This is a genomic window from Atopomonas sediminilitoris (assembly GCF_022601735.1).
Classification (GTDB): domain Bacteria; phylum Pseudomonadota; class Gammaproteobacteria; order Pseudomonadales; family Pseudomonadaceae; genus Atopomonas; species Atopomonas sediminilitoris.
In genome coordinates this window covers 228939-255792 of sequence record NZ_JAKUMM010000008.1, presented here as the reverse complement: position 1 = coordinate 255792, position 26854 = coordinate 228939, and the positions used below count along the sequence as shown (strand labels likewise).

The window sequence follows — 26854 nt, the reverse complement described above, 5'->3', positions numbered from 1 at the left end:
GTATCCAAGGCACGGGCGCGGCCCTACACTGTGCGCTGGTCTGCGGAGAATTGCATGTTGCTGTCGCCTCTCACGCCGGAAACGGCTCTGGATGAACTGGTTGAGCGCTTAGTCGAGCCCGGTTGGTGCGTCTTGCCGGGTTTTGTGCCGGCGGAAATGGCGCGCGAATTAGCGGATCAGGCGCGCCTGTGGCAAAACGAAGGCCTGTTGAGCCTAGCGGCCATTGGGCGCGGTGATGAGGCGCAAGTGCGCGAAGCCATTCGTGGCGACTTAACCCGCTGGTTAGAGCCGGGCATGACGCCGGCCACCGATCGCTTTTTGGCGCTCAGTGAACAGCTGCGGCAAGCTTTGAACGCCAGCTTGTTTTTGGGCCTCGAGGAGCTGGAAAGCCATTACGCGCTGTATCCGCCGGGGGCGTTCTACAAAAAACACCTGGATCGTTTCCGTGACGATGACCGGCGCACGATCACCATCGTGCTGTATCTCAATGAGCATTGGTTGCCCGCAGACGGTGGCGAGCTGCGCCTGTATCTGCCTGACGGCAGCGTGCAAGACGTGCAGCCAGAACTGGGGACCTTAGTGTGCTTTCGCTCCGCGTTACTGCCGCACGAAGTGCGCGTGGCGCACCGCGAGCGGTTATCGCTCACGGGCTGGTTTTTGCGCCGTGGCGAAATACCGTGGTAAGCCCGCCACGGGTGCTGGTGTCGGCGTGTTTGCTCGGGCAGCGGGTGCGGTATGACGACCGGCTGCTGCCGGCTTATCCATTGTTGCAACAGTGGTGGGAGCAAGGGCTGGCTTGCGCGCTGTGCCCCGAGGTCGCAGGCGGCTTGCCGGTGCCGCGCGCGCCGGCAGAAATCTTAGGCGGTGATGGTGCTGCTGTCTGGCGTGGCGAGTTGCCGCTTTGGGATAACCAAGGGCGCGACGTCGCCGCAGCCTTTCGCGCAGGTGCCGAGCAGGCGCTGCGCTTGGTAACGCAGCATGGCATCCGTTTGGCGGTGCTCAAGGCGCGTAGCCCCTCGTGCGGGCACCGGCAAACCTACGACGGTCGCTTTAACGGCACGCTGGTTTCTGGTGAAGGCGTCACAGCCGCGGCTTTGCGCATGGCAGGTGTACAGGTTTTTTGCGAGGATGAGTTAGATCAAGTGGCCGCCGTGTTGGCGCGCCATGCGTAGTCACCAGCGCTGAGCGGTTCAGCGTTGCCGTCAGCATAAGGAGCTGCTTTCGATGAATGAAAACCCCTACCAAGCCCCGCAGGCGCAGTTAGTCAATGCAACCACCGCCGCGCCGGTGTACGCCGGCTTTTGGCTGCGCGTGTTAGCGGCCTTGATCGACAGCGTGTTGGTTATCGCGCTGTTGGTGCCGCTGTTTTTTGCACTGTTCGACACCGATGAGCTGTTGCGCACGGGCTCAGGCCCGGGCTTCACATGGGATATTGTGCAGCAGTTGCTGGTTGGTACGGCGGTGGTGTTGTTCTGGCACTACAAGCAAGCCACGCCGGGTAAGCTGGCGTTGCGCATGCGGGTGGTGGATGCCGAAACCCAGCAGCCGGTTAGCATCGGTCGCTTAGTGTTGCGCTATGTCGGCTATATCCCCTCAATGATGGTGCTGTTTATCGGGGTGATTTGGGTGGCGTTTGATTCACGCAAACAAGGCTGGCACGACAAAATGGCCAGCACCGTGGTGATCCGCGACCTTTAACCGCAGCGCGTCACTTGGGCGCATGTCCAATCCAAGGCCCGCCCACGTTAACGTGGCGCGGGCCTTGCTGTTTCTTGTGGGAAGGTCAGTGGCCGCGGATGCGAATTTCGCCGCGGATGTCGGTGATGTCGCGAATTTCAACATTGCCCAGATTGCTTTCGCCCACGTACATGTCGCCAGCCACGCGCATGCGAATCCGTTGTGCGGGTAGACCGTTGGCGATCATTTGCTGGTTGATAGTGGTTAGATCGGGCAGGGTGAGTTGTACCGCGGAGTCACCACTGCCGGTATTGACCACATCGACCTTTAACGTCGGCAGCTCTACGCCAAAAATCGGCAGCGACAAGCCCAGTTTGGCTGCGCCGTAGGCAATGCCACCGCCTTGGCCATTGGGGCAGTCGGCGACGGTCACGCAGCCGTTATCAATTTTGACGTTGCGCAGGCTAACGCTGCCGCCATTGGCGTCGGTGTCGCGGTATTCAACACGGCCAATTTGCGCCAGCACATCTAAACGCAAACTGATACCGGCTTGGCCGGTGGTGGCGGCCAGTTCTTGGTCGGTCATTGGGGTTAGCGCGTAGCAGGCACTGCTACAGGCCAACAATAACGCGGTGTAAGCACTTCTGTTAAGCATGGTGTCGTCCCATGGTGTGTTCTTGTTATGGGCAGCGACAACAAAACACTGCGACATCTATTGTGTCGCTTGCTTGGCGCAGGGCAATGACGTGCTGCGCTTGTGGCGGAAAACTGGCGAAAGGTTGGGGCGCTTGGGCGCTGGGCGCGATGTGCAGGGCATAAAAAAGGAGGCCGAAGCCTCCTTTTTTGGCGCAGTGTTACCGATTAGAACAGCACACGACTGCGGATAGTGCCGGTGACGCTCAAGAGCTTCTCTTGCGCCAGGTCAGAGTACTCAGCATCCACGTCGATCACCACGTAACCGACTTTCTCGTTGGTCTGCAGGTACTGACCGGAGATGTTGATGTTGTTGTCTGACAGCACCTTGTTGATTTCGCTCATCACGCCCGGCACGTTCTCATGAATGTGCAGCAGGCGGTGCTTGCCCGGGTGAGCAGGCAGCGCTACTTCAGGGAAGTTAACCGACGAGGTGGATGTGCCGTTGTCGCTGTACTTGACCAGCTTCTCGGCCACTTCCAAGCCAATGTTGGCTTGCGCTTCGGCGGTTGAACCACCGATGTGCGGCGTCAAGATGACGCGATCAAGGCCGCGCAGTGGGCTTTCGAACTCTTCGTCGTTGCTCTTAGGCTCAACGGGGAACACGTCAACGGCGGCGCCGATGAGGCGCTCTTCTTTGATCGCATCGGCCAGGTGATCCAGCTCAACCACGGTGCCGCGTGCGGCGTTGATCAGGATGCCGCCGTGCTTGATGGCGCGAATTTCTTTCTCGCCAATCATCCACTCGGTCGAAGCCAGTTGTGGCACGTGCAGCGAGATGATGTCGCACATGCCCAGCAATTCGTGCAGGTTGCCAATTTGTGTGGCGTTACCCAGCGGCAGCTTGGTGACGACGTCGTAGAAGAAGACTTGCATGCCCAAGGCTTCGGCCAAGACCGACAGCTGGGTGCCGATCGAGCCGTAGCCGACGATGCCGAGCTTCTTGCCACGGATCTCAAACGAGTTGGCCGCGCTCTTGATCCAGCCACCGCGATGACAAGCGGCGTTTTTCTCGGGAATCCCGCGCAGCAACAAGATGGCTTGGGCTAATACCAGCTCGGCGACCGAGCGGGTGTTGGAGTAGGGCGCGTTGAACACGGCGATGCCGCGCTCGCGAGCTGCGTTGAGGTCAACCTGGTTGGTGCCGATGCAGAAGCAGCCCACCGCAACCAGCTTCTTGGCGCAGTCAAATACCTCGGCGGTCAGCTGGGTGCGTGAGCGAATGCCAACGAAGTGCGCATCAGCGATCTTCTCTTTCAGCTCTTCGTCAGACAGGGCACCCTTGAGGTACTCAATATTGTCGTAACCTGCGGCTTTCAGGGTGTCGACGGCATTCTGGTGAACGCCCTCCAGCAACAGAAACTTGATCTTGCTCTTGTCGAGGGAAGTCTTGCTCATGGGTGAAACCTGATCCCGATGGTGATTAAACGAGGCACATGTGCGCGGTGGGCGATCTAAGATGCATCTGGCAGAGGCTGCTCTTAGGGCGACGTATGCTAGCATATGCGCCCATTTTGTGACCCTAACCTGAGTTGAATTCTACTCAGGGTGCCGATGAACGTAGCGAGAGTGAGTCCATGAGCCAAGCCGCCCTTCTTGATCAACTGCGTAGTCTGCTGGATGACGGCAAGCTGCTCACCGATGCGGACTCCTTGCAGACCTACGGCAAGGACTGGACTAAACACTTTGCTCCGGCGCCGCTGGCGATTGCCTTCCCGAAAACCATCGAGCAGGTGCAAGCCATCGTGCGTTGGGCCAACGAGCACGCGGTCGCCCTTGTGCCGTCTGGCGGACGTACCGGCTTGTCGGCGGCGGCGGTAGCGGCCCACGGCGAGGTGGTGGTGGCGTTCGATTACATGAACCAAATCCTGGCTTTTAATGAGTACGACCGCACGGCCGTTTGTCAGCCGGGCGTCATCACCGAGCAATTGCAGAATTTTGCCGAAGAAAAAGGCCTGTATTACCCGGTGGATTTTGCCTCGGCCGGCTCGAGCCAGATTGGCGGCAATATCGGCACCAACGCAGGCGGCATCAAGGTGATTCGCTACGGTATGACCCGTAACTGGGTGGCTGGGCTCAAAGTGGTGACCGGCACCGGCGAATTGCTCGAGCTCAACCGCGACCTGATCAAAAACGCCACCGGCTACGACTTGCGTCAGCTATTTATTGGCGCTGAAGGCACGTTGGGTTTTGTGGTGGAAGCGACCATGCGCTTGGATCGGGCGCCGAAGAACCTCACCGCCATGGTGCTGGGCACGCCGGATTTCGACTCGATCATGCCGGTGCTGCACGCCTTCCAGAGCAAGCTCGACTTGACCGCTTTTGAGTTTTTCTCCGACAAGGCGCTGGCTAAGATCATGGCGCGTGGCGATGTGCCTGCCGCGTTTGCAACCGATTGCCCGTTTTATGCGTTGCTGGAATTTGAGGCGACCACCGAAGAGGTGGCCAATCAAGCGCTGGAGACGTTCGAGCATTGTGTCGAGCAAGGTTGGGTGCTGGATGGCGTGATGAGCCAGAGCGAGCAGCAGCTGCAAAACCTGTGGAAGCTGCGCGAATACATCTCAGAAACCATCAGTCATTGGACGCCGTATAAGAACGATATCTCGGTCACGGTCAGCCAAGTGCCGGCGTTCCTGCACGATATCGATCATATCGTCGAGCAGAACTACCCCGACTTTGAAGTGATCTGGTTTGGTCATATCGGTGACGGCAACCTGCACCTGAATATCTTGAAGCCCGAGAACCTCAGCAAAGATGAGTTCTTCGCCAAGTGCGCCACGGTTAATCAGTGGGTGTTTGAAACGGTGCAAAAGTACAACGGTTCGATTTCTGCCGAGCACGGCGTGGGCATGACCAAGCGTGATTATTTGCACTACAGCCGCAGCGCGGCGGAGATTGCCACAATGAAGGCGATCAAGGCGGTGTTTGATCCGAATGGCATTATGAACCCCGGTAAAATTTTCGCCTAAGCACTGAGGAGCCGGCATGAGCTATCAACATCAATACACCGACGGCGCGCTGATTCACTTCCCACTGGGTAAAGTGGTGTGCGTGGGGCGCAATTACGCCGAGCACGCCAAAGAGCTGAATAATCCTATTCCTACCGAGCCGTTGCTGTTTATCAAGCCGGCTACCGCGGTGGTGTCACTCAGTCAGGGTGTGTGCCTGCCGCAGGGGCGGAGTGATGTGCATCACGAGGCAGAAATTGCCGTGCTTATAGGCAAGCCGCTGGCGCATAAGGTCAGCGCACAAGAAGCCCGCGAAGCCATTGTCGGGATTGGCGCCGCGCTCGATCTGACCCTGCGTGACCTGCAAAGCAAGCTCAAAGAAAAAGGGCATCCGTGGGAAGTGGCCAAAGCCTTTGACGGCGCTTGCCCGCTAACGGGCTTTGTCGCTCCCGAATGCTTTGAAGATTTGGCGGATATCCCGGTCAGCCTGACCGTCAACGGCCAGCTGCGTCAGCAAGGCAACAGCGCCGAGATGCTCACGCCGATTCTGCCGTTGCTGCAATACATTGCCCAGCACTTCACGTTGTTGCCCGGTGATGTGGTGCTAACCGGTACGCCGGCGGGTGTGGCTGCTTTGGCTGCCGGCGATCAACTGACCTTAGCGCTGGGTGACGTGCTGAGTGCTACTGCGGCGGTGCGCTAAGCCCGTCTTTCGCTGCTTTGCTTCGATAGGAAAGGCGTCACAAAAAAAGTGGCGCCTTTTTTGTTCTTAGTATGCCTTTTCTAAAGACAATCCCTAATCTTGCCCACAAGCCTGGATGAGCCAGGAGTTTTTACCACCATAGATAGAGGTGATTTATGACTAAGGCTGCCGTTAAAAAAGTTGCAGAAACCCAAGACGCTACCGTACTGACCGACGTTAAAGCTTACGCGCGTCAAATCTGGTTGGCTGGCCTGGGCGCTTACGCTAAAGCCGGTAAAGAAGGTCTGGACTATTTCAAAGGTCTGGTCACTGAAGGCGAAGGCGTAGAAAAGCAGGGCAAAGAACTGGTTGCTGAGCAAGTTGAAGCGGCTAACAGCAAGTTCGATTCTGTTAAGAACAATGTAAAAACCCAAGCGCAAGCTAAGCTGGACGTGGTTGAGAAGGCATTCGACGAGCGCGTTTCTGCTGCACTGGGTCGTCTGAGCATTCCTTCGAAGAAAGACGTTGCTGAGCTGTCGAGCAAGATCGACGAGCTGAGCGCCGCGATCAAGAAGCTGAGCGCTAAGTAATTAGACTTTAAGGAGGCACCATGGCTAGTAAGAAATCCGAAGTGAAGGAAAGCAATTCCTGGCTGGCGGAAGTCGAAAAGTACTCTCGTCAAATCTGGCTGGCAGGTCTTGGCGCTTATGCCAAGGTCGGCAAGGACGGCGCTAAGCTGTTCGACGGCTTGGTTGAAGACGGCGAGAAGGCTGAGAAGCTGGCCAAGGGTGAAGTGGAAAAGCAGCTCAAGCACGTTGAGTCGGCCAAAGACAGCGCCTTGGAAAAGGTGGAGTCAGTGAAAGACAAAGCGTTGGGCAAGTGGAGTGAGTTGGAAGAGGCGTTTGATCGCCGTCTGAACAGCGCTATCTCTCGCCTGGGCGTGCCGAGCCGCAATGAAGTTCGCGACCTGCAAAAGAAGGTCGACGAGCTGTCTAAGCTGGTCAAGCAACTGACGGCTGAGCCTAAGGCCAAGCCTGCAGCTGCCAAGCCGGTTGCGGCTAAGCCTGCTGCCAAGCCGGCCGCCAAACCAGCGGCTAAGCCCGCCGCCGCTAAGCCTGCAGCGAAGAAGCCTGCAGCGCCTAAAGCAGCACCGGCAGCTAAGCCTGCTGCTCCGGCACCTGCCGCAGCACCGGCGGCCGCAAAGCCGACCACTGGCAACAACTAAACCTGTTGCGCTCCAACAACAACGCCCGGCTTAGCCGGGCGTTGTTGTTTGTATGCTCAGTAAAGACGGCGTGAGGCTAGGCGAGGTAATCCTTGGCCATGCCTTCGGCGATATGGCGTGCCGCAGGGGTTAAATGCGGCGCCACCAGCATCATGATTTGAAAGACAGCGATGCGCGCCTCGCTCGGTTGGCCAAGCATGCGCTGGTACTCCAACGAGTAGAGCAGGGTCATGGTGAGCTGCTCAACCAAGCTGCCGAGTGAATCTAGCTCGCTGGTGAGCACGTCCTCGGCTTTGAGTTTGGCCAGCAATAGCGCAATGGCTTGTTTAAGGCGGTTGATCCATTGGCGCATGCCGTGGGCGAGCTTAGGCATGCGTTCGGCCAGCACTGATAAGTCTTGGAACAGAAACCGATAGTGGATGGTTTGCTCGACGATTAAGTGTAAAAACAACCAATAATCATCGGGTAATAACTCGGCCTCCACTGGCGGCTCTAGCAGGTGTTGAGTGTCGTTTTGGAAGCGTTCAAACAGCGCCAGAATCAGTGGTTCTTTGCCGCGAAAGTGGTAGTACAGGTTGCCGGGGCTGATCTCCAGTTCATTGGCGATTTCCAGCGTGGTGACCTGCGGTTCGCCCATGCGGTTAAACAGCTCCTGAGCGCATAACAAAATGCGCTCGCGGGTTTTTGGCCGTGGCTGATCAGCGCACATGCACAAAGATCCCCGGTGCATCACCCAATGGCGGGTAGCTTTGGTTGCCTAACGCCGGCACCGCATCTTGCTTCTCGCCAGAGCGCTCTTGAATCCAGCGAAGCCACGTGCCCCACCAGCTGCCTTCTTGGCGCTTGGCATCGTAGAGCCACGCGCGCGGATCGCTTTCTAGGGCATCGCTTTGGTAGAAGAAGCGCTTGCTGCGCCCCTTGGGCGGGTTGAGGATGCTTTGGATATGGCCGCTGGAAGACAAAATAAAGCGGCTGTCGCCACCGAGCAGATTGGCAGAACGGTAGACCGAGTCCCACGGGGTGATGTGGTCGGTCATGCCGCCGATGGTCATGCTATCGACGGTGACTTTTTTCAGGTCAATCGGCGTGCCGCACACTTCGATGGCGCCGGCGCGCGGCAGCGGGTTGTGCTTAAAACAGTCGAGCAAATCCCCGTGCAGGGTGGCCGGTAGGCGGGTGTTGTCGTTATTCCAGTACAGCACGTCAAAGGCGGGCGGCTCTTTACCCATCAAGTAGTTGTTGACCCAGTAATTCCAAATCAAATCGTTCGGCCGCAGCCAAGCAAATACACGGGCCATGTCGCGGCCATTGAGTACGCCTTGCTGGTATGAGCGGCGCTTGGCGCTTTCGATCGCCTCTTCGTTGGCAAACAGGGTGTATTGGCTGTCGATGTGGCAGTCCAGCAGGCTCACCAAATAGGTGGCGCTGGCGACCTGCTTGAGCTTGCGCTTGGCGGCAAGATGCCCTTGTAGGAGCGCGATATTCATCCCGCCTGCGCAAGCGCCGAGGAGATGGACCTCTTTGCTGGCGGACAACTGCTGAATGATCTGCATGGCTTCCAGCACGGCGCTGGCATAGCTGGATAAGCCCCACTCGCGGTGGCGCGCATCCGGATTGCGCCAGCTGATGATGAAGGTTTGTAAGCCGTTCTTCAGGCAGTAGCGGACGAAGCTTTTCTCCGGCGCTAGGTCGAAAATGTAGAACTTGTTGATTTGCGGCGGCACGATCAACAGCGGCTTGGCGTACACCTGCTCGGTGAGTGGTTTGTACTGAATCAGCTCGAACATGTCGGTGCGATAAACCACCGAGCCCTCGGTCGCGGCCAAGTTGCGGCCGACTTCAAAGGCATGCTTGTTGACTTGGCTGGGCAGGCCGCCGTTGTGCACCCAGTCATCGAACATGTTGCGCATACCGCGCACTGCACTGTAGCCCGCGCTGTCGAACAGCTCTTTTACTGCTTGTGGGTTGAGCAGCGCGTTGCTGGGCGAAGCCGCGTCGGTGAGCAGGCTCATCACGAATAAAGCGCGCGACTTGTCGTCGTGCGGTAAATCGCTTTCTTGCAGCCAACTGTGTAGCTGCTGCTGCACCGCTAAGTAGGCTTGCATGGTGCGGCGATACAGCGGGTTGAACTGCCACGTGGGGTCACTGAAGCGCAGGTCGTTCTTGCTTGGCTGCAGTGCGCTGTCACCCAAAGCGACATGGCCGAGGCTTTTGCCCAGTTGGCCAATGTGCTTGAGGGTATGCAGTGGCTGGCGCAGGCCGTGAAAAGCGATTTGCCGCAAACTGCCTAATAAGTCCGTACCACTGACGCCAACCATGGCGTTGCTCGCAACCATGATTTCTGCGTTGGCCGGTAGCTCGGCCGGGTTCTGGCGATGAGGCATGACAAGCACTCCTGTGCAGGACGTTAAATCATTGAGTAATCAGTGGGTATCAACAAGAAGGGAAAGCGTAGCCCATTGCGGGCTACGCTTGGGTATTGCGCGGAATTAAGAGCGGGCCAGCTGCGGACGCGGGTGGATAATGGCACGCTGCCGTTCCTCTTCCAGAAACTTCATGATAATCGGCGCGACGGTTTCGGCGCGGGTCACCAAAAACAGGTGGCCGTCATCAATGACATGCAATTCGGCATTGGGAATGCGCCAAGCGATTAAGCGCATGTTAGCCAAGGGGATAATCGGATCATCATCGCCGGCTAACACTAAGGTCGGCTGTTTGATCTTGTGCAGCCAGTGGATGCTGGTCCAGCCAAGGCCGGCGGCCAATTGCCAGTAATAACCGACTTTGCCGGATGAGCGAACTTTGGCCGCGTGTTTCATCGCAAGTGTGGGGTCGCGGCGAAAGGCCCCGCCGTAAATGTCGGGCGCAATATGCACGCCGTACGATGGCTGAATATAGCGACGGGGGCTTGCCATGCGCAGCAGCACTTTGGGCTTGCCAGGCAGCATCACCGCGCCGGCGGAAGTGGCGCACAGCACCAGCTTCTTACAGCGCTCGGGGTAATCATGGGCAAACTGCTGCGCCAGTGCGCCGCCCCAGGACACGCCCAGGGCAGAGACTTGGCCGTAATCAAGGTAGTCGAGCATGCGCGCAGCAAGCTTGGCCAGCCCTGGAAAGCGGTACGGCGTGGACGGTGTGGAGGAACCACCGACGCCCGGCACGTCAAACGCAATCACTTCCAGATCGGGATGAAGGGCTTGGACGAAGGGAAAAACCAGCTCCAAGTTGGCCCCGATGCCATTGAACAGCAACAGCGGCGTTAAGCTGCCGTTGCCGGGGCGAACCGCGGTACGAATCCGCTGGCCGTCCAGTTCAATGGTGCGAAAAATAAAGGCGTTCGACATGATGACTGCTTCCTGTCTTGCTTATCGCTCGTGCACGTAAGTGCCGGGCGCGGTTTCGGCGGCAGGGTACTTAGCGCTACCCACACCGGCCGGAGCCTCTTTGTGTTTGCCTGAGTGATCAGCAATCCACTTCGACCAATGCAGCCACCAAGAATCACTGTGCTTGGTGCCGCCCTTGAGCCACTCTTCTGGATTGCCCTTCATGCTCGGGTTCGTAATAAAACGTGCTTTGGGGTTGCCCGGCGGATTCAGAATACTCTGGATATGTCCGCTCTGCGAAAGCACGAACTCGCACTTGCCGCCAAACATCTGCGCTGAGGTAAAGCACGCTTGCCATGGGGTGATGTGATCGGTGATGCCGGCTACGTAGTAGATATCGCAAGTAACCTTCTTCAGGTCAATCGGCGTGCCACACACTTCTAGCGCACCGGGGGTGGCCAGCGAGTTGTTCTTCAGCAGGTCAATCAAGTCACCGTGGAATGCGGCAGGCAGGCGCGTGGTGTCATTGTTCCAGTACAGGATATCGAACGCTGGCGGCTCGTTACCCAGCAGGTAGTTATTGACCCAGTAGTTCCAGATCAGGTCATTGGGGCGCATCCACGCAAAGACCTTGGCCATGTCGCTGCCTTCCAGCACGCCGGCTTGGTAGGAGTGGCGCTTGGCGGCTTCTAGGGTGCGTTCTTCGGCGAACAGCGAGGCGGGCGTTTCTACGCCTTTTTGTGCTTCGGTGTTCATCACGCTGACCAGCTGGGTGAAACTGTGGATCTTCTTTTGTCCCAGTGCGGCGTAATGCCCCAGCAGGGACGAGGTGGTGATGCCGCCAGAGCAAGCACCGACCATGTTGACGTCTTTGCTGCCGGTAATTTGCAGCACTACATCGATGGCTTCTTTCATGGCCTCGATGTAAGTATTCAGGCCCCACTCGCGTTGCGCCTTGGTTGGGTTGCGCCAGCTGATCACGAAAGTTTGCAGACCGTTCTTCACGCAGAAGCGCGCCAGCGATTTTTCTGGCGACAGGTCGAAGACATAAAACTTGTTGATTTGCGGCGGCGCGACCAGCAGCGGACGCTCGTACACTTGCTCCGACAGCGGCTTGTATTGGATGAGTTCCAGTACATCGTGGCGGAACACCACGTTGCCTTCGGTGGTGGCCAGATTCTTGCCCACTTCAAAGGCTTTTTTGTTGACCTGGCTGGGCATGCCGCCGTTGTGCACGATGTCTTTGGCTAGGTTGCTCAGGCCGTCGAGCAGACTTTTGCCGCCGGTTTCAAAGAAGCGCTTCAGGGCAGCGGGGTTGGCCAGCGTGTTGGTGGGCGACATGGCCTCGGTCATCAGGGCGATCACGAACTTGCTGCGTTCGCGGTCTAGCTCCGACATGCTGCTCTTGTCAGTCCAGTCGTTCAGTTCTTTGCGCCAGGCTAGGTAGGTCTGCATGTAGCGCTTGTACAGCGGGTTTTGACTCCACGCAGGGTCGCTAAAGCGGCGGTCGTCTGAGGTCGGAGAAATCTCAGATTGACCAAGTATGACGTTTTTAAGCTCAAGGCTGAAATGGCCCATGTGCTTGAGACTGTGGACCGGCTGGCGCAGGAATTGAGTCATCACCATGCGTGCAGAGGTCAGAATGTCACGGCCTTGAAGCCCAACGACAGGGTTAAGGTTGAGCGTGTTTTCTGCCGCTTGGTCCTTCAATTGATCATTATTCTGGCTCATTGTTCTCTCCGTCATCCTCCGAGGAGGGATACCCAGTGCGAGCAGCGCATCATTTCGCTACACACGACTGGCATTGTGGTGGCGCTTTAGCAGCAATGTTCAAAGCGTCATTACCTGTTACTCCAGTTACGGAGTTATGACAAGTAAAAGCCTAGCACGCAAAAACTTAGCCAATTATGCCAACGAGTGGTTAGAAAATGCGCTCTAGACTTGTCTGGGCGGCTTGCTTTGGCGGGTAAATAGCTATAGCCGAACAATGGTTGTGTGCGGGTCTCGACTGGCCTTGGCGGCGCGTAATTGCTCGAGATAGAGCGCCCAGCGTTCATCGAACTGCGTCGCCAGTTGGTAGAGATAGTCCCAGCTGTATAGACCTGAGTCGTGGCCGTCATCGAACGTCAATTTGAGGGCATATTGCCCGGCGGGCTCGACCGTCAATAAAGCAACGTGCTGTTTGCCGACTTGCAAAATGGGGCGGCCGTGACCGCGCACCTCGGCGGAGGGGGAATGTACGCGCAGGTACTCGGCGCTCAGTCGGTAGCTGTTGCCGTTGTAGATCAGCTCAAGCTCACGCGAGGCTTTGTGCAGTTTGATGCGCGAGGGTAGGGGCATAGGGCTCCCGTGGGTAACGAAGGCTCGACAGGGTTAGCCTGTCGAGCCTCGCAAGGTTTAGCGGTTTCCGCGACTGTCATCACCGCCGGAGCGGCTGCCGCTGGTGCTGCGACCGCCACGGCCACCACGCTGGTTGCTACCGCCGCGCCGCTTGTTGCTGCTGGGCTTTTTCGGCGCTTGCGGCACGTAATCGATGCGGTTGCCGAAGTCATCATCCACGCCTTCGGGTACTGGCGGTGGGTCGATTTGCAGGGTTTTCAGCAGGGCTGGGCGCTCACGCTCTTGGCGACTCCATGGGGTATCCAACAGGTCTTCCATGCGTGGCATGTTGCTGCCGCTGTACGGCTTGCGGCCGTTTGTGTCGCGCGGGTGCGCATGTTGTTGGCGACGATCTTGCGCGGCGGGTGCGCCGGCGTTGTTGGTATCACGGCGCGGGCGACGATTTTGCTCGCCTTGAGTGTTGCTGCGCTGACGGTTATCGCGGCGTTGGTTGTTGTTGCTTGCGTTTTGGCCGTCCGCGGAGGTTTTTTGCTGCGCGGGATCGCGCGGTTTGCGTGGCTCGCGACGCTTTTGCTCTGGGTTGCTGGCGCTGGCGTCTTTTTCGTGGCGCGGCTTGTCGCTACGGCCTTGGCCACGTGACTGGCGTGGTGGGCGCGGAGCGTCTTGGCTTTGGGCCAGATCAATGCTGCTGGGGTCAAAGCCCATGCTATCGCCGGCGGGGATTTTCTGCTGGGTGAACTTTTCGATCGCCTTGAGCAGCTTTTCTTCATCGGGGGCAACCAGCGAGATGGCTTCGCCGCTGCGTCCAGCTCGGCCGGTGCGGCCAATGCGGTGTACGTAATCTTCTTCGACGTTGGGTAGCTCGTAGTTGACTACGTGCGGCAACTGGTCGATGTCCAACCCGCGGGCGGCGATGTCGGTGGCCACAAGGATGCGTACCGTGTTGGCCTTGAAGTCAGCCAAGGCTTTGGTGCGTGCGTTCTGGCTTTTGTTGCCATGAATCGCGGCCGCCGGCAGCCCTTGCTTCTCAAGGTATTCCGCCAAACGGTTGGCACCGTGCTTGGTGCGGGTAAACACCAAGACTTGCTCCCACGCGCCTTGCGTGATCAGGTGCGCCAGCAGTGGCCGCTTGTGGCCGTTATCGAGGCGGAATGCCGCTTGTGCGATGCGCTCGACCGTGGTGTTCGGCGGCGTTACTTCGATGCGCTCGGGGTTGTCCAGCAGGCGGTTGGCCAGCGCGATAATGTCTTTGTTAAACGTGGCGGAGAACAACAGGTTCTGCCGCTTGGTAGGCAGCTTAGCCAGCACTTTTTTCACGTCATGGATAAAGCCCATGTCGAGCATGCGGTCGGCTTCGTCCAGCACCAGTATTTCGACGTGGCTTAAATCAATCGCACCTTGGCCGAGCAGATCGAGCAGGCGGCCGGGGCAGGCGACGAGTACGTCGACGCCTTTGCTCATTTTTTTGATTTGCGGGGTCATGCCCACGCCACCAAAGATGCACGTGCTGCTCAGCGGCAGGTCACGGGCATAGAGCTGGAAACTGTCGTGCACTTGGGCGGCCAGTTCGCGCGTTGGTGTCAGCACCAGAACGCGGGCTTGGCGCGGGCCGTGGCGTTGTTCGCGGTCGGGGTGGCCTGCGGGAAATAATTTTTCCAGCACGGGCAAAGCAAAGCCGCCGGTTTTGCCGGTGCCGGTTTGCGCCGCCACCATCAAGTCACGGCCGCTGAGCACCGCAGGAATGGCGCGCTGTTGCACGGGCGTAGGGGTGTCGTAACCGGCTGCGGATACGGCTTGCGTGAGCGCCTCAGAAAGTCCGAGGGAAGAAAAGGACATGAATTAACCTGTACTTAAGCAATGTGGCAAGCACTAAGGTGCGCGCAGCGGCGGCGGAAGTGGCCACGTAGTCTATTAAAAAGCGCTAGGCGGGAAGTGCTCGCGGACAGATTGACAGTCTCTAGCTGGCAAGCGTCTAAGCACGGAGCGGAGCGCAGGTTTTACATCAAAGCCAAGCTGGTTTTCTTCAGCATTGTTTAAGGCTTTATCTAGCCATGCGTATAGGCAGGCTCGGTCAAACTCATTGGCGTACGGGTAGAGGCCGTAGCGAATCTCAATGAAGAACTGACGATACGCTTTTGGCAGGCTGAAAGCGAGCATCTTGCTGGTTAATCGATAATAGGTCGGTGGTTTGGGCAAGGTGGGCGTCACGAGTGTAAAGCTGGTCTGTGCGCGATCGTCAGATAAGGGGGCTGGATAATTGTTGAGAAATGCACTGACTTTGGCGCGGAAAATGGTTTTCCGACTCCAGTAGTGATGCAGTAAATCAGCACACTGGGTGAGTTGCATGTTGTTTTTCTGGGTTGCTAAGGCAAGCGCAAATTCTTCCATGGTGTAATGGCTGCCGCTTTGTAAATAGAGCTCATCCATTAAAGCCAATGACTGGTGGAGTATCTCGGTGTTTTGTTGATGGATACCCATGACACCTGAGTTGGTTTGTTTTAAATGCCTGGTATCAAGGCCTAATTTGGCAATAGGTTTGGCGAGCGCTTTAACGATATCGTTGGAGCTGCTTCTTGCTCCCTCGGCAATGACGTTGACTAATACCGTGTTGTGCCCCGTTCGTAAGAAAAGCAGCGCGGGGTCTTGGGTGAAATAGGTGTCACTGTCGATAAAGATAGCCGTCTCTGTTCGGTCAAGGGCACGAAGCATAATTTCGTGCTTGCTACGGTGTATATATCCGTGCGGGCCTTGCCACGCGTTAAGTTGTGCAGCGTCTATACAGGTGATGTCGACGGGTAAGTCAGAGAAGTACTGAGGGCTGTCGGTATAAACAAATATAGAGAACGTGGGGGTTCTCTCGGGGCTACGGAATAAGGCAGTAAGAATGCTGAAGCGCGCCTCTATATGGAAGCAATCTGTACCATAAGTGAAGTACACCAGTGCTTGGGAGCATTGAGGCGCGTTCATTAGTAGTCCTTATCGCGGCAGCTGCAAGTTATGCCAAATCGCCAAGCTCGGTTCGGCTTGGTTGAGGGTGTAAAAATGCAGCCCCGGTGCGCCGCCGGCGAGCAGGCGTTCGCACATCTCGCTGATCACTTGTTCGCCGAAGGCTTGGATGCTGTCGATGTCATCACCGTAGGCTTCTAACTGCTTGCGAATCCAACGTGGGATCTCCGCACCACAGGCGTCGGAGAAGCGCGCCAGCTTGCTGTAGTTGGTGATCGGCATGATGCCCGGCACGATGGGTTGGTTGATGCCCAGCTTCGCGGCACGCTCGACAAAGTGGAAATAACAGTCGGCGTTGAAGAAGTACTGGGTGATCGCGCTGTCGGCACCGGCTTGCATCTTGCGGACGAAGTTTGCCAGATCGGTCTCGAAGTTGCGTGCTTGCGGATGCGCTTCCGGATAAGCGGCCACTTCAATATGAAAGTGATCACCGGTTTCGGCACGGATAAATTCGACCAGTTCGTTGGCAAAACGCAGCTCACCCGAGGCCATGCCCATGCCGGAGGGCAAGTCGCCACGCAAGGCGACAATGCGTTGAATGCCGGCGGCTTGGTACTGCTGCAGCAAGTCACGCAGCTCGGCTTTGCTATCGCCAACGCAGGATAAGTGCGGCGCGGTGGGGACTTTGATCTCGCCGTCTAACTGCAGCACGGTGTTGATCGTGCGGTCGCGGGTGGAGCCGCCAGCGCCGTAAGTGCAGGAGAAGAAATCGGGGTTGTAGCCCGCCAGCTGGCGCGCCACGGTCATCAGTTTGTCGTGGCCGGCCTCGGTTTTGGTGGGGAAGAACTCGAAGCTGAAACGGCGTTGTTCACTCATAACAGTATCTCGTGAGCGGCGTGCACGCCGCGCCACCGTGAAGGTGAGCGCGGTGTGCGCGGTGCTTGATTAGTAGCGATAGGCGTCGGGCTTAAACGGGCCTTGTTGCGCCACGCCAATGTACTCGGCTTGGGTGCTGGTCAGCTGGGTGACCACGCCGCCGAAGCCTTTGACCATTTCGAGGGCCACTTCTTCGTCGAGCTTCTTCGGCAGCACGGTGACGCTCAGCTTGCCCGCTTTGTCAGCGGCAGGCAGTGCGGCGAATTGGCGCTCGAACAGGTACATTTGCGCCAGCACTTGGTTGGCGAAAGAGCCGTCCATGATGCGGCTGGGGTGGCCGGTGGCGTTACCCAAGTTAACCAAGCGGCCTTCGGCCAGCAGGATCAGGTAGTCGTCATTGGTCGGGTCGAGGTCTTTGCCGGTGCGGTGAATCTTGTGCACCTGCGGCTTCACTTCTTCCCATGCCCAGTTTTTGCGCATGAAGGCGGTGTCGATTTCGTTGTCGAAGTGGCCGATGTTGCACACCACGGCGCGGGCCTTGAGGGCCTTGAGCATGCCGGCGTCACACACGTTGACGTTGCCGGTGGTGGTGACGATCAAGTCGATCTTGCCCAGCAGCGCTTTGTCGATGCTGGCGTCGCTGCCATCGTTGATGCCGTTTACGTAGGGCGACACCAGCTCGTAGCCGTCCATGCAGGCTTGCATGGCGCAGATCGGATCGACTTCTGAGACTTTGACGATCATGCCTTCTTGGCGCAGCGATTGCGCCGAGCCTTTGCCTACGTCGCCGTAGCCGATCACCAGCGCTTGCTTGCCGGACAGCAGGTGGTCGGTGCCGCGCTTGATGGCATCGTTGAGGCTGTGACGGCAGCCGTATTTGTTGTCGTTTTTGCTCTTGGTGACAGAGTCGTTGACGTTGATCGCCGGCACTTTCAGGGTGCCTTTCTTCAACATGTCGAGCAGGCGATGCACGCCGGTGGTGGTTTCTTCGGTGATGCCGTGGATGGCATCCAGCATCGCGGGGTACTTGTCGTGGATGATTTGGGTCAGGTCACCGCCGTCGTCCAGAATCATGTTGGCTGCCCACGGCGCGCCATCTTTGAGGATGGTTTGCTCGATGCACCATTCGTATTCTTCTTCGGTTTCGCCTTTCCACGCGAACACCGGAATGCCGGCGGCTGCAATGGCCGCTGCCGCTTGGTCTTGCGTGGAGAAGATGTTGCAGCTGGACCAACGCACTTCGGCGCCGAGGGCGATCAAGGTTTCGATCAGCACCGCGGTTTGAATGGTCATGTGGATACAGCCGATGATCTTGGCGCCTTTGAGTGGCTGCTCGCCAGCGTACTTGCGGCGCAGGCCCATCAGTGCCGGCATTTCTGACTCGGCAATGATGATTTCTTTACGGCCCCAATCGGCCAGCGTGATATCGGCAACTTTGTAATCGGTGAAGGTGCTCATAGGTGGCTCCTGATTGAATGCGTTAAGACAGGCCAGCGGCGGCGCGCAGGGCGTCGGCTTTGTCGGTTTGTTCCCAAGTGAAGCTGGTGAAGCGGTCGTCACCCACGCTCAGCTGCTGCGGCGTGCGGCCAAAGTGACCGTAGGCGGCGGTAGCGCGGTACATCGGGTGCAACAGGTCGAGCATCTTGGTGATGGCGTACGGGCGCAGGTCGAAGTGCTCGCGCACCAGCTGAATGATCTTGTCGTCACTGATCTTGCCGGTGCCAAAAGTGTTCAGCGAGATGGAGGTCGGCTGTGCCACGCCGATGGCGTAGGACACTTGAATCTCGCACTTGTCGGCTAAGCCTGCGGCGACGATGTTCTTGGCAACGTAACGACCGGCATAGGCTGCCGAGCGGTCAACCTTGGATGGGTCTTTGCCGGAGAACGCGCCACCACCGTGACGGGCCATGCCGCCATAAGTGTCGACAATGATCTTGCGCCCGGTCAGGCCGCAGTCGCCCACGGGGCCGCCGATGATGAACTGGCCAGTGGGGTTGATGTGGAACTGAGTGTCTTTGTGCAGCAGCTCGGCGGGCAGCACGTTCTTCACGATCAGCTCCATCACGCCTTCGCGCAGGTCGCTGTAGCTGACGTCGGGGTTGTGTTGGGTAGACAGCACGACTGCGTCGATGCCGACCACTTTGCCGTTTTCATAGCGGCACGTGACTTGGCTCTTGGCGTCGGGGCGCAGCCACGACAGCAGGCCCGACTTGCGCGCTTCGGCTTGGCGTTCAACCAAACGGTGGCTGAAGCAGATGGGCGCGGGCATCAGCACGTCGGTTTCGTTGCTGGCGTAGCCAAACATCAGGCCTTGGTCACCGGCGCCTTGGTCTTCTGGTTTGCTGCGGTCAACGCCTTGGCCGATGTCCGGCGATTGCTTGCCGATGATGTTCATCACGCCGCAAGTGGCGCCGTCAAAACCGACGTCTGAGCTGGTGTAGCCGATATCGCAAATCACATCGCGCACGATTTGCTCAAGATCAACCCACGCGCTGGTGGTGACTTCGCCGGCGACGATGGCCACGCCGGTTTTGACCAATGTTTCGACCGCGACGCGGGCATGCTTGTCTTGGGTGATGATGGCGTCGAGCACCGCATCAGAAATTTGGTCGGCGATCTTGTCCGGATGACCTTCGGACACGGACTCAGAAGTAAACAGTGAATAGTCGCTCATTGCGGCGGATTCCTATGGCCGGTGGATAGAGGCGTCGCCCGCAGGCGGACGTTGAAAATGACGGATTTGCAGTTGAAAACCGTTGCGTAGGCCGACGTACACGCTGTCGGCATTGCGCAGGCCGGCGTGTGCCGCCCATTGCGCGAGATCGTCTTGCTCAAAGCCGAGCCATAAATCGCCGCAGGCATCGCGCGCCCAGGCTTGATCGTGTGGGCACAGCTCGGTGAGCAGCAGGCTCGCGCCTGGCTTGAGCAGGCGGCTGAGCTGTTGCAGTGCTTCCGCTGGGGCGGGCAGATGATGCAGCACCATGTTCAGCACCACGCAGTCGGCCGGCTCGCAAGGGTCGCTCAGGGCGTCGGCTAACTGCAGGCTGACGTTGTTAAGCCCTGCTTGCGCGCAGTGCTGTCGCGCTTGTTCGAGCATCGCTGCGCTGTTATCCAGCGCACTGACGCGGGCAAAGCGGCGGGCCAATGCCGGCAAAAAGGCACCGTCGCCGGGGCCGACTTCAATGGCATGCGCCTCAGCAGGCAAGTTCAGGCTGTCGAGCAGGCTCAGAACACTGTCGTGGTATTGCGGCAGGCTGGCGATCAAGTCTTGCTGGGCTTGGAACTTGTCCGCCACGCGGGCGAAGTAATCACGACTGATGGCGGCGCGTTGCGCGTGGATTTGCGCGATTTTGGCGCACAGTTCCGGCTCTAGCGTTTGGCTATCCAGACTCTGTAATAAACCGCTATGGGCGGCGGCTAATGGGCTGTCGGTCTGCGGCAGCGCACGGCGATAGAAAATCGCGTTGCCTTCGCGGCGCGTGGCCACCAGTCCCGCTTGGGCCAGTACCTTGAGGTGATGACTCATGCCCGACTGGGTGGTGGCAAACACCTGCGTCAGCTCCAGCACGCCGAACGAATCATTGGCCAGCGCGCGCAAAATGCGCAGGCGCAAGGCATCGCCGGCGGCTTTAGCCAGCAAGGCGAGGTCATCCAGCGATGGGCTGCTGGGCGCAATCAATACGGCGGCAGAATTATGCATGCGCCGCAGTTTAGAGTGCCTGTGCACTGCTCGCAAGAAAAGCATCAAAAAAAATTGATATAGATTAAGTCACGGTCATCGCTTGTCGGTCTAAGCGCGTCGCTGAGCGCCTGTAGATGGATGCCTGTGCGTTGAGTTTTAGTACGTGTCGATGGGGTCGACATCCAGCGACCAGCGCACCTTGCGCCCTTGTGGGAGGCTTTCTAGCTGTTGCAGCCACGGTGCGAGTAGGTTGTGTAGTGGGGCGCGTTGCTCGCTGAGCAGCAATAACTGCGCGCGATGGCGCCCGCCGCGTTTGGCCATCGGGGCGGGTACGGGGCCGAGTAGCTCGACGGCGTGTTGCGGGTTTAAGCCTTCGGCTAAATCGCAGGCTTGCTGCAAAAATTGTTCGGCCAAGGCCGCTTGGTTGGCTTCGGCGCGGAGTAAGGCCATCTGAGTAAAGGGCGGTAACCCTGCGTGACGGCGTTCCGCCAAGGCTTGCTCGGCAAAGGCGGCGTAACCGCTTTCACACAGCTGGACGAGCAGGGGATGGTCGGCCAGCTGGCTTTGGATGATCACCTTGCCCGGCCGCTGGGCGCGCCCGGCACGTCCGGCGACTTGGATGATTTGCTGCGCCATGCGCTCGGCGGCGCGGAAGTCGGCGGAGAACAGCCCGCCATCAGCCTCCAAAACCGCGACCAAGGTGACTGCGGGGAAGTGATGCCCTTTGGCAAGCATCTGCGTGCCCAGCAAGATGCACGGCTTGCCGCTGTTAATTTGCTCAAACAGCGCTTGCATGCTGTGTTTGCCGCGCGTGCTGTCGCGGTCGATGCGCAGCACCGGGGTGTCCGGGAATAACCGCTGCAGCCGCTCTTCGCTGCGCTCGGTGCCAACGCCGATCGGCAGTAAGTCGGCCTCGCCGCACTTGGGGCAGGCGTCGGGAATCGGCCGCTGGCTGTCGCAATGGTGGCAGCGCAGCTGGCGGTGGCGCTGGTGCAGGGTCAGGCGCGCGTCGCAGCGGTGACACTCGGCCTGCCAACCGCAGTGATGGCACAGCAAGGTGGGAGCAAAGCCGCGCCGATTAAGAAACACCAGCACTTGCTGCCCTTGGGCGAGGGTGTCGCGAATGCTGCTGACTAAAGGCTGCGACAGACCGGCGTCCAGCGGCCGGCTTTTAATGTCTAAACGCAGCAATTTAGGCGGCTGGGCATTGCCGGCGCGCTGGGTAAGGCGCAGCAAGGCGTAGCGCCCTTGTTGGGCGTTGTGCAGGCTTTCTAACGAAGGTGTGGCTGACCCGAGCAGCACGGGCGTGTTTTCTAGGCGAGCGCGCAGCACGGCAAGGTCGCGGGCGTGATAGCGCAGACCTTCCTGCTGCTTATACGAGGCGTCGTGCTCCTCATCCACCACAATCAAGCCGGGCTTGGCCAGCGGGGTAAACAGCGCCGAACGGGTACCGAGGATGATGTCGAGCTCGCCGGCGCGTGCTTTTAGCCAGGCATCGAGGCGCTCACGGTCGGTGAGGTTGGAGTGCAGCATGGCGATGCGCGCATTAAAGCGCTGCTGGAAGCGCTGCAATGTTTGTGGCCCCAAATTGATCTCAGGGATCAACACCAGCACTTGTTGGCCTTGTTCCAGCACTTGGCGGATCAGCTGCAGGTAGACCTCAGTCTTGCCGCTGCCTGTGACGCCGGCGAGTAAATACGGCTGAAAGCGGCCAAGGCCGGCGCGCAAATGCTGCAGCGCGCTGGCTTGTTCTTCATTCAGTGGTAACTCGGGGGCGTGCAGCCATTGGCTGGGGCGGGTGCGCCCTTGATGCGCTTGACGGGTGAGCTGCACCAGCTGCTTGGCGCGAAGGCTATCGAGCGTGGCTTTTAGCAGATCAAAGCGTGCCAAGCTGGCGTGCTGAATGCCGTGCGGGTGCTGCAATAACGTGCGCAGCGCTTGCTGCTGCTTGGGTGCGCGGCTGAGGCTAGGGTCATCGAGACGGGCATTGGGTGCGGCTTGCCACAACCATTGGTCGGCCATTTGCGCTGGCTCGCCTTGGCGTAGCAGGCTGGGCAGCGCCCACGCCAAGGTATCGCCTAGGCTGTGTTGGTAATACTGCGCGCACCACAAAGCCAAACGCCAAACGCTGTCCGGCAGCAGGGGTTGTGATTCCAGTAGTGCGATGGCTGGGCGTAATTTGTCCGCAGGAACGCTGCTGTTGTCAGCAAGATTGACCAGTACTCCGACCATTTCACGCTTGCCAAACGGCACTAGCAAACGTACCCCAGGCTTTAACTGTGCAGGATTGCAGCCTTGTGGCGGTAAATAGTCGAACAGGCGGCGCAGGGGCGAAGGTAGCGCCAGTTGCAAGATGACAGGCACGAAGCGGCTCTCAGATGACAGGCGAGCGAGCATAGCACGCAGGCGCAAAAGTCTTGCCCGCGCGGGGCACTCTGGTATGATGCCGGCCTATTTTTCCGCACAAGCGTGGCTTGTGTTAAATGCGTGCGGTGCCCGTTCAAGTCGGATGGGTGGCGGCACATCCTTACTTGAGGACACCCCATGAAAGCCGATATCCATCCTAAGTACGAAGCTATCGAAGCCACTTGCAGCTGCGGTAACGTGATCCAGACTCGCTCTACTCTGTGCGCTGGCATCCACCTTGACGTGTGCTCCGCTTGCCACCCGTTCTACACCGGTAAGCAGAAGATCGTTGACGCTGGCGGCCGTATCGATCGCTTCAAGCAGCGTTTCGGCGCGATCAGCAGCAAGAAGTAAGACTTGCTGGCGCGAATCGGCTAATGCACATTCGCGAACTCACAAAAAAAGCGCTGCTGGTCGGCGCTTTTTTTGTGCCTGTGTTTTTTCTGCCTGGTTTTTTGGCGCATGCAGAGTGTCCGGCGGGGCAGAACCTGCAATGGCAACGTGTGGCTAAGGTGGTCGATGGCGACACCTTAAAGCTCGCCGATGGTCGCAGTGTGCGTTTAATCGGTGTGAATGCGCCGGAGCTGGCAGGTAAAGGGCGCAGTGCCGAGCCCTTGGCCGAACAAGCTAAGCGTGCGCTGCAGGCCTTGGTGCACAGCAGTGGTTCTGAGGTGGGTCTGCAGCTGGGTGATGATGCGCACGATCACTATGGCCGTACCCTAGCGCACGCGTTTGGTCGTGATGGACAAAACTGGGAAGCGCAATTGATTGCCCAAGGCCTCGCCTGGCAAGTGGCGATTGCACCGAATACGCGCTTGGCGGCTTGTCAGTTGCGTGCCGAACAAGCCGCGCAGCGCGCCATGTTCGGTGTCTGGCGCGCGACGCTGAGCGCGCATGTGCAGCGCAGCGGCTTTCAGCCGTTGGCCGCTCGCATCGTGGCGGTGCAGCGTAACCGTGGTGGCATCTGGCTTGAGTTGGAACATGGCGCGGTCGCGCGCATTGCGTGGCGCCACAGTAAGCAGGCGTGGCCTAGCGATACGCAACTGCAACAAGGCCGTTGGTTGATCAAAGGCTGGTGGCGCGACCGTGCACGCGAACAGGGCAGCACGCAGCGCGCGCGATGGTTGGTAGACTTACAGCATCCAAGCATGTTGAGGGAGTGGCGATGAGCGGCAGTAAAGGATGGTTAGCGCTGGTGTTACTGAGCGGGATGCTAGCGCTCAGCGGTTGCGCGGTGAACCCGGCCACGGGGCAAACCGACTTTGTGATGATGAGCGAGCAAGAGGAAGTCAGCCTCGGCCAGCGTTATCACCAAGAAGTGCTCAAACAGTACTCGCTGGTTGAGGACAAAGCCCTGCGCGATTACGTCGAGCGTATCGGCCAGCGCATGGCGCGCGCCAGTCATCGCAGTAATTTGAATTACCAATTCACCGTGGTGGATAGCCCCGAGATCAACGCCTTTGCCTTGCCCGGCGGCTACATCTATATCCATCGCGGGCTGATGAGTTACCTCAATAGCGAAGCCGAACTGGCCGCAGTCTTGGGCCACGAAATCGGCCACGTCACGGCGCGACATAGCGTGCGTCAGCATGGCCAGTCCAGCGCGCTGAGTATTTTGGCCAACGTGGTGGCGATCGGCACTGGCTATGGTGCCGCCGGCGACTTAACCAACGTGCTGGGCACGGCGGTGGTGCGTGGCTATGGCCGCGATATGGAACTCGAGGCAGACGGCCTAGGCGCGCAGTATTTGGCCCGTGCCGGCTACGACCCGCAGGCGATGATTCAGGTGGTGCGGGTGTTAAAGGCCCAAGAGGACTTTGCTCGGGCCCGTGCGGCGGCTAAAGGCCAAGAGGCCAGTGGGGGCTATCACGGCTTGTTTGATACCCATCCCGACAATGACCGCCGCTTGCAGGAGGTGATTGGTAAGGTGCCGGGCGGCGGTTCGGGCGAGGTCGGTCGAGAGGCCTTCTTAAAGCGGCTTAATGGCGTGCCCTTTGGTGATTCCGCCGCCTCCGGTGTGCGTCGTGGTCAGCGCTTTTATCACGCAGAGCTTAACTTCACGCTGGAGTACCCTGCTGGCTGGGGCATCGTCAATCAGCCAGATAAGCTGATCGGCCACACGCAGGACGACCAAGCCTTCATCATCATGGGGATGGAAGATCGTGATGAGCGCCTAACGCCGGAAGAATTCTTGCGCAAAAAGGTTGGTCGCCAATCTTTGGTTGAAGAATTTAATCTCAAACAAGCTGGCCTGAGTGGCTATGCGGCGATGATTCCCGGTGACAAGGCGCGCCGCTTAGCGGTGGTGTATCACGGTAAGCACGCGTATATGTTTGTTGCTGCGGTCAAAGGGCGGGCCCCGATTGAAACGCAGGATGATCGTTTTATGCAGGTGATTCGTAGCTTCCGCCCGCTAACCAGCAAAGAAAAAGCCTTGGCCCAGCCGCTGCGCATTCGTTTGCACACGGTCAAAGCGGGCGAGACGATCCGCAGCTTGGCGGGGTCCAGTAAATTTAATGAAGATGGCGAAAGTCAGTTGCGCCTGCTCAATGGCCTGTACCCCAGTGGTGAAGTAAAGGCAGGCCAAGTGATCAAGATTGTACGTTGAGTGTGACGCTGGCCTGTTGGCCAAACGCCTAATTGACCGTTGCGTCATGCTTTGTTCTTGAGCGATCTGGGGAGTTTTCGTATGCTCGACGACCTCCCCGTTGTTACCACCAACCGGAACTGTAGAAATGTCTGATCTGAAGAAAGCTGCTCTTGAGTACCACGCGCTGCCCCGTCCGGGCAAAATCAGCGTGGAAATCAGCAAGCCCACCGCCACGGCGCGTGACCTGACCCTGGCCTACAGCCCCGGTGTGGCCGAGCCTGTGCGCGAAATCGCCAAGGACCCAGAAGACGCATACAAGTACACCGCCAAAGGTAACTTGGTTGCGGTGATTTCCGACGGCACCGCCATTTTGGGCTTGGGTAACCTTGGCCCGCTGGCATCCAAGCCGGTGATGGAAGGCAAGGGCGTTTTGTTTAAGCGTTTTGCCGGCGTTGATGTGTTCGATATCGAAGTGGCCTCTGAGAGCCCACAGGCCTTTATCGATACCGTTAAGCGCATCTCGATCACCTTCGGTGGTATCAACCTCGAAGACATCAAAGCACCGGAGTGCTTTGAAATTGAACGCACCTTGATCGAGCAGTGCGACATTCCAGTGTTCCACGATGACCAGCACGGCACCGCTATCGTGACGGCGGCTGGCATGCTCAACGCGTTGGAAATTGCCAACAAGAAGATCGAAGAAGCACGTATCGTCTGCTTGGGTGCTGGCGCTGCCGCAATCGCTTGCATGAAGCTGCTGGTGAGCATGGGCGCGAAGATTGAAAACATCTTCATGCTTGATCGCAAGGGCGTGATTCATGCCGGTCGCGATGATCTCAACCAGTACAAAGCCATGTTCGCCCATGAAACCAACGCCCGCACCTTGGCTGATGCCATGACTGGCGCTGACGTGTTCGTAGGCTTGTCGGGTGCTGATCTGCTCAGCGCGGATGACCTGAAGTTGATGGCGCCGAACCCTGTCGTGTTTGCCTGCTCCAACCCTGATCCAGAAATTAAGCCTGAGTTGGCGCACGCCACTCGCTCGGATTTGATTATGGCGACCGGCCGCTCGGACTACCCGAACCAGGTCAACAACGTGTTGGGCTTCCCCTTTATCTTCCGTGGTGCGTTGGACGTTCGTGCAACCCGCATCAACGAAGAGATGAAGATCGCAGCGGCGTATGCACTGCGTGATCTGGCTAAAGAGCCGGCGCCGCAGGAAGTGATGGCCGCCTACGGTGTTGATGCGCTGGAATACGGTCCTGAGTACATCATTCCGAAGCCTCTTGATCCGCGCCTGATTAGCGTGGTGTCAGCGGCAGTGGCTAAAGCGGCGGTGGATAGCGGCGTGGCAAGCTTGCCGTACCCTGCACACTACCCGCTGACCAGTGTGGATGACGTGTTTAACGGTTAATCCGCGCAACACTAAAAAGCCCCGCGACGCGGGGCTTTTTAGTGTCTGTTGC

At 58.4% G+C, this 26854-nt stretch carries 23 protein-coding genes and 2 pseudogenes; 11 read left to right on the top strand and 14 right to left on the bottom strand.

Going from position 1 to position 26854, the window contains the following annotated elements; genetic code table 11:
• The first annotated feature begins 54 nt into the window (after positions 1-54).
• The 3 genes from MKI83_RS14145 to MKI83_RS14135 are packed head-to-tail and all read left to right on the top strand — an operon-like array spanning position 55 to position 1698.
• Positions 55-684: a 2OG-Fe(II) oxygenase gene (locus MKI83_RS14145; protein WP_370867402.1), complete on the top strand. Its 630-nt coding sequence runs from the start codon at positions 55-57 to the stop codon at positions 682-684.
• A complete protein-coding gene (locus tag MKI83_RS14140) occupies positions 678-1172 on the top strand; it encodes a 2-thiouracil desulfurase family protein (protein WP_241587602.1) in 495 nt (164 codons plus the stop codon). The genes MKI83_RS14145 and MKI83_RS14140 overlap by 7 nt, the downstream gene beginning before the upstream one ends.
• A gap of 52 nt (positions 1173-1224) precedes the next feature.
• Positions 1225-1698, top strand: coding sequence for an RDD family protein (locus MKI83_RS14135; RefSeq protein WP_241587599.1), 474 nt, complete (start codon positions 1225-1227; stop codon positions 1696-1698).
• An 85-nt stretch (positions 1699-1783) separates the two neighbouring features.
• Here the strand turns inward: MKI83_RS14135 and MKI83_RS14130 are convergent, their stop codons facing one another.
• Both MKI83_RS14130 and serA read right to left on the bottom strand, forming a co-directional pair.
• Entirely contained in the window at positions 1784-2332 is a 549-nt protein-coding gene (locus tag MKI83_RS14130) for a DUF6160 family protein (RefSeq protein ID WP_241587596.1), read from the bottom strand.
• Between the two features lie 206 nt (positions 2333-2538).
• On the bottom strand, positions 2539-3768 hold the full coding sequence (serA, locus tag MKI83_RS14125; RefSeq protein ID WP_241587593.1) for a phosphoglycerate dehydrogenase: 1230 nt from the start codon (positions 3766-3768) through the stop codon (positions 2539-2541).
• A 179-nt stretch (positions 3769-3947) separates the two neighbouring features.
• Here serA and MKI83_RS14120 point away from each other — a divergent pair, with 179 nt between their 5' ends.
• From MKI83_RS14120 to MKI83_RS14105, 4 genes and pseudogenes are all read left to right on the top strand, one after another.
• Positions 3948-5339: a D-2-hydroxyglutarate dehydrogenase gene (locus tag MKI83_RS14120; RefSeq protein WP_241587591.1), complete on the top strand. Its 1392-nt coding sequence runs from the start codon at positions 3948-3950 to the stop codon at positions 5337-5339.
• Positions 5340-5355: 16 nt separating this feature from the next.
• Positions 5356-6021, top strand: a complete 666-nt coding sequence (locus tag MKI83_RS14115; protein WP_241587589.1) for a fumarylacetoacetate hydrolase family protein — start codon at positions 5356-5358, stop codon at positions 6019-6021.
• 155 nt (positions 6022-6176) lie between these two features.
• The gene (locus MKI83_RS14110) at positions 6177-6590 is read left to right on the top strand and encodes a phasin family protein (protein ID WP_241587587.1); all 414 of its coding nucleotides are present in this window, start codon (positions 6177-6179) and stop codon (positions 6588-6590) included.
• A gap of 20 nt (positions 6591-6610) precedes the next feature.
• Positions 6611-7207, top strand: a pseudogene (locus MKI83_RS14105) (phasin family protein); the annotation flags it as partial.
• A gap of 94 nt (positions 7208-7301) precedes the next feature.
• Here MKI83_RS14105 and MKI83_RS14100 read toward each other — a convergent pair.
• The 12 genes and pseudogenes from MKI83_RS14100 to MKI83_RS14045 all read right to left on the bottom strand — a co-directional run bounded on the left by MKI83_RS14100 (position 7302) and on the right by MKI83_RS14045 (position 22789).
• Positions 7302-7934, bottom strand: a complete 633-nt coding sequence (locus MKI83_RS14100) for a TetR/AcrR family transcriptional regulator (RefSeq protein ID WP_241587585.1) — start codon at positions 7932-7934, stop codon at positions 7302-7304.
• On the bottom strand, positions 7924-9609 hold the full coding sequence (phaC, locus tag MKI83_RS14095) for a class II poly(R)-hydroxyalkanoic acid synthase (protein WP_241587583.1): 1686 nt from the start codon (positions 9607-9609) through the stop codon (positions 7924-7926). The genes MKI83_RS14100 and phaC (MKI83_RS14095) overlap by 11 nt, the downstream gene beginning before the upstream one ends.
• A 105-nt stretch (positions 9610-9714) precedes the next feature.
• The gene (gene phaZ / locus MKI83_RS14090; protein WP_241587580.1) at positions 9715-10569 is read right to left on the bottom strand and encodes a poly(3-hydroxyalkanoate) depolymerase; all 855 of its coding nucleotides are present in this window, start codon (positions 10567-10569) and stop codon (positions 9715-9717) included.
• A 21-nt stretch (positions 10570-10590) separates the two neighbouring features.
• Positions 10591-12279: a class II poly(R)-hydroxyalkanoic acid synthase gene (gene phaC, locus MKI83_RS14085; RefSeq protein ID WP_241587578.1), complete on the bottom strand. Its 1689-nt coding sequence runs from the start codon at positions 12277-12279 to the stop codon at positions 10591-10593.
• A 243-nt stretch (positions 12280-12522) separates the two neighbouring features.
• Entirely contained in the window at positions 12523-12888 is a 366-nt protein-coding gene (locus MKI83_RS14080; protein ID WP_241587576.1) for a gamma-butyrobetaine hydroxylase family protein, read from the bottom strand.
• Between the two features lie 686 nt (positions 12889-13574).
• Positions 13575-14724: pseudogene (locus MKI83_RS14075) on the bottom strand (DEAD/DEAH box helicase); the annotation flags it as partial.
• Between the two features lie 75 nt (positions 14725-14799).
• Positions 14800-15855, bottom strand: coding sequence for a hypothetical protein (locus tag MKI83_RS14070; protein WP_241587574.1), 1056 nt, complete (start codon positions 15853-15855; stop codon positions 14800-14802).
• A gap of 9 nt (positions 15856-15864) precedes the next feature.
• A complete protein-coding gene (gene metF, locus MKI83_RS14065) occupies positions 15865-16710 on the bottom strand; it encodes a methylenetetrahydrofolate reductase [NAD(P)H] (protein WP_241587572.1) in 846 nt (281 codons plus the stop codon).
• Positions 16711-16779: 69 nt separating this feature from the next.
• Positions 16780-18168, bottom strand: coding sequence for an adenosylhomocysteinase (gene ahcY / locus MKI83_RS14060; RefSeq protein WP_241587570.1), 1389 nt, complete (start codon positions 18166-18168; stop codon positions 16780-16782).
• Positions 18169-18190: 22 nt separating this feature from the next.
• Entirely contained in the window at positions 18191-19384 is a 1194-nt protein-coding gene (gene metK / locus MKI83_RS14055; RefSeq protein WP_241587569.1) for a methionine adenosyltransferase, read from the bottom strand.
• Positions 19385-19396: 12 nt separating this feature from the next.
• On the bottom strand, positions 19397-20410 hold the full coding sequence (locus tag MKI83_RS14050) for an ArsR/SmtB family transcription factor (protein WP_241587566.1): 1014 nt from the start codon (positions 20408-20410) through the stop codon (positions 19397-19399).
• A 138-nt stretch (positions 20411-20548) separates the two neighbouring features.
• The gene (locus MKI83_RS14045) at positions 20549-22789 is read right to left on the bottom strand and encodes a primosomal protein N' (RefSeq protein WP_241587649.1); all 2241 of its coding nucleotides are present in this window, start codon (positions 22787-22789) and stop codon (positions 20549-20551) included.
• A 147-nt stretch (positions 22790-22936) separates the two neighbouring features.
• Between MKI83_RS14045 and rpmE the strand changes: the two genes are divergently transcribed.
• The 4 genes from rpmE to MKI83_RS14025 all read left to right on the top strand — a co-directional run bounded on the left by rpmE (position 22937) and on the right by MKI83_RS14025 (position 26802).
• The gene (gene rpmE, locus MKI83_RS14040; protein ID WP_241587564.1) at positions 22937-23152 is read left to right on the top strand and encodes a 50S ribosomal protein L31; all 216 of its coding nucleotides are present in this window, start codon (positions 22937-22939) and stop codon (positions 23150-23152) included.
• A 23-nt stretch (positions 23153-23175) separates the two neighbouring features.
• Positions 23176-23967 (top strand): thermonuclease family protein, encoded by a 792-nt coding sequence (locus MKI83_RS14035; RefSeq protein WP_241587562.1) that lies wholly within the window; start codon positions 23176-23178, stop codon positions 23965-23967.
• Entirely contained in the window at positions 23964-25406 is a 1443-nt protein-coding gene (locus MKI83_RS14030; protein WP_241587560.1) for a M48 family metalloprotease, read from the top strand. The genes MKI83_RS14035 and MKI83_RS14030 overlap by 4 nt, the downstream gene beginning before the upstream one ends.
• A 127-nt stretch (positions 25407-25533) precedes the next feature.
• Positions 25534-26802, top strand: coding sequence for a malic enzyme-like NAD(P)-binding protein (locus MKI83_RS14025; RefSeq protein WP_241587558.1), 1269 nt, complete (start codon positions 25534-25536; stop codon positions 26800-26802).
• Positions 26803-26854: the final 52 nt, after the last annotated feature.